Genomic DNA, 3,333 nt, shown 5'->3' with positions numbered 1-3,333 from the left:
TTTGGCACCGGCTATTCCTCGCTAACCCATCTGCGGCATTTGGCGGCTAACTCAGTAAAAATTGACCAGAGCTTTGTGCGGGATATGTTAGAGGATGCCAGCGATTACAATATCGTAGATGGTGTGATTAGCCTGGCCAAAGCCTTTAACAGACAAGTGATTGCCGAAGGCGTCGAAACTGTCGAGCATGGTTTGATGCTGTTATCGATGGGCTGTGATCATGCACAGGGTTACCAGATTGCCCGACCTATGCCAGCTCAACATATTATGAACTGGTGTCAGGCGTATCAATTGCAGCCTGAGTGGAGAGAGTTTCACGACAATAACGTTTAACCAAATAGCCTTTGGTAGGCAAACAGCTAATATCCTGGTTAATACCCCCATTCATACTTCAACATAACTGAGCAAAGCTACTTTCCCCACCAACCATGCCATTATTGAATATTTGATTGCCAATACATAGCAATAGCCGAAATTTCTCCCAGAGCTAATTTTGCGACATCACGAAGAAAACTTTACCCATGATAAAGACGTGACTTATGCAAAAAAGGCATGATATGCATTAAATAATATGGCGAATAATGCTCTTCGTAAAAATAAGTACAATCATGATGACTATCTTATTCTTTATGGGTAACAATCTATTCAAATGCGTTTGAACAATAATCAGGATGAAATATGTCTCGAGATTTAACCAGATGGCTCTTGATTACATTAATGGTATTACCGGTTATCACTGCCTGTGCATCACGTACACAGAGTAATTACTATCGAGATGAAATTGGTGAGATCATGGCGGTTGAAGATGTCTGGATCATTTCATCTCGTATGGTCAGGATTGAAGGGCTCGGTGATAAACGTCCAGGTTGGGGCGCTGCGGTTGGTGCAACAGTTGCCGGAGCTTCTGCTTACGGAATTACCCAGGCGGATAATCCTGCAGGCGTAGCCATTACTATTGTGGCGCTGGTGGGCGGGGCATTGGCTGGCCAGTTCTTTGATGAAAAGATTAAGTCCCAGCTGGGTGTTGAATACATTCTGGATAAACCCGCGGGCAACAAAGTTGCTATTGTTCAGGCAGTCGAAAGTGCTGAAGAAATGTTACCCGCCAGAACCCCGGCATTATTAATACGTGGGAAAAGCGGTTACTATCGCGTCATTCCGCAGTAATTCTTTTTTGTTCAACTAACTTTAAACCGTTCAACTCGGATGTTTGAAACGGAAGATTTTTATGCCAGACCAAAGTTTTATCATTCAATCGAGAAAACAATGGAGCTCTGAACCGGCCTTTATAGCATCGATGGCAGCAGCAGCTGTTGGGCTTGGTAATCTATGGCGGTTTCCTTATATCGTGGGCGAAAATGGTGGTGGCGTATTTGTCATCGCTTATTTGCTGGCGTTATTTATCGTCGTGTTACCAATCATGATGCTCGAAGTGGCAGCCGGACGTCTTACCCATGGCAATACCGTTGCAACTTTCAGACAGGTGAATCGTCTGGGAAGCTATTACGGCTGGCTGGTTGTGACCATTACAATTGCTATTACCAGTTATTATCTCGTCATTACCGGTTGGACTCTGGGCTATGCTATTGATGCCAGCCGAGGAGAGTTAAGGGTATTTGATCAGTTTACCGAGGGCTATAACAGTTTTTGGTATTTTCTGGTCATTATTGGATTGGCCTCGATCGTCCTGATTAACGGTCTAAAATCAATTGAGCGATTGTCAAAATTTCTGATGCCGGTGCTACTGGCGGTAATGATTTTTTTAGTGGTAATGGCCAGTAAAACTTCCGGCTGGGAACAAACCATTAATTTTTTCTTCCAGTTTGACTGGAATAAAATAACCAGCGGCGAACTATGGGTTTTTGCTTTTGGCCAGGCTTTTTATACGCTGGCAATTGGCCAAGGCTATTTAATCACCTACGGCAGCTATATTCCGCGAAAAACTAACCTTCCAAGAGCGTGTATTATCGTTGCGGTCTTTCAGACATCAATTGCCTTGCTTGCTGCCTGGATGATCTTTCCATTTGTGTTCAGTCAGGGATTGTCTCCAGAAGAAGGTACCCAGTTGGCTTTTGCCACCATGCCTAAAGTGTTTGCAGAAATGTCAGCGGGATGGTTCTTTGGCATTGTTTTTTTTGTCTTGTTTTTTGCTGCAGCATTTACCTCAACGCTGGCAGGATTAAAGGTCGTTGTCTCCGCTTTTGCCGAAGAGTTCGGCATCACGAATGTTAAAGCGGTTATGCTGGTAGCATTAGTGATGTTGATTATCGGCTCGGCCTCGGCTCTGAGTTTTACTCCAATGAATTTACAGATAGCGGGTGAGCCCGTGCTCGACATGGTCGACAGGATTGCCGGCGGTAATATTATTATCCTGTCTGGCATCATTGGCGCCGCCTTGTTTTGCTGGTTTATCCCCCCAACTAAAATTCATTCGGTTCTGGGGACCAATTCACATTGGTGGGAGTGGCGAATATATCTGGTGGGCCGCTTCTTGCCAATATTCATGCTAATCACTTTTCTCATGCAGTATTTCTGATCTTTAGCAGATTATTGATGAATAAGATCGTATTTATAACCACTTGGTGGTTAACCTGAGTAAATTTGAATCCAGCATTGCTATGCTACGCTTGATTGATAATCGATTATTGCAGGGAGCTCATTCTGAATATGCATGATAAAAAAATTATCCGCCACGAAGAAAACTGTTGGCGGTATGTTCAGGCTGATAGAGCCTCCGTGCTGGTGGATGGTGAAAATTACTTTAGCGCCTTGCATGCTGCCATTTCACAAGCTCAATCTGCTGTTTATATTCTTGCCTGGGATATTGATAGCCGACTGAGACTGGTGAGAGGTGAGACCCCTACGGATTTACCTGTTGAATTAGGAGATTTGATAAATGCCGTTCTTGAGCAAAAGCCTGAGCTAAATATTTATATCCTCAACTGGGACTGGGCAATGCTCTATACGCTTGAGCGCGAATGGTTACCCCTGTTTCGTCCCGGCTGGAAAAAGCAATCCCGTTTACATTATCAGCTTGATGGCGAGTGCCCATTTGGTGGTTCACAGCATCAAAAAGTCGTTGTAATTGACGATAAAATCGCTTTCTGCGGCGGTATCGATCCAGGTAAACATCGCTGGGATAGCAGTGAACATGCACCTGATGATAAACGTCGTATTGACCCTGATAATGAGCTCTACCCTCCATTCCATGATATGCAGATGATTGTCGATGGGGAAGCGGCAAAGAGTCTGGCGGAACTGTCGCGGGAACGATGGCAAAAAGCAACGGGTGAGCAGCTGGCTCCCCCCTCCGCAAACCAGGATGATATTTGG

The 3,333-nt window shown here is 44.7% G+C and carries 3 protein-coding genes and 1 pseudogene; all 4 read left to right on the top strand.

Annotation, left to right across the window (positions count from 1 at the left end; all coding sequences use genetic code 11):
* Positions 1 to 333 (top strand): EAL domain-containing protein (locus B3182_RS01670; RefSeq protein WP_292751282.1); only part of this gene is annotated, 333 nt, incomplete at its 5' end.
* 345 nt (positions 334 to 678) lie between these two features.
* Positions 679 to 1,167, top strand: a complete 489-nt coding sequence (locus B3182_RS01665) for a hypothetical protein (protein ID WP_292354361.1) — start codon at positions 679 to 681, stop codon at positions 1,165 to 1,167.
* Between the two features lie 61 nt (positions 1,168 to 1,228).
* The gene (locus tag B3182_RS01660) at positions 1,229 to 2,536 is read left to right on the top strand and encodes a sodium-dependent transporter (RefSeq protein ID WP_292354363.1); all 1,308 of its coding nucleotides are present in this window, start codon (positions 1,229 to 1,231) and stop codon (positions 2,534 to 2,536) included.
* Positions 2,537 to 2,667: 131 nt separating this feature from the next.
* A pseudogene (locus B3182_RS01655) lies at positions 2,668 to 3,333 on the top strand (hypothetical protein); the annotation flags it as partial.

The organism is Methylophaga sp. UBA4204 (assembly GCF_002379485.1).
GTDB lineage: Bacteria > Pseudomonadota > Gammaproteobacteria > Nitrosococcales > Methylophagaceae > Methylophaga.
This window is presented reverse-complemented; position numbering and strand designations above follow the sequence as displayed.

What these genes read in the sequence shown, in the direction of transcription:
- B3182_RS01665 (WP_292354361.1), top strand. Translation starts at nt 679, where the DNA reads ATGTCTCGAGATTTAACCAGATGGCTCTTGATTACATTAATGGTATTA.
- B3182_RS01660 (WP_292354363.1), top strand. Translation starts at nt 1,229, where the DNA reads ATGCCAGACCAAAGTTTTATCATTCAATCGAGAAAACAATGGAGCTCT.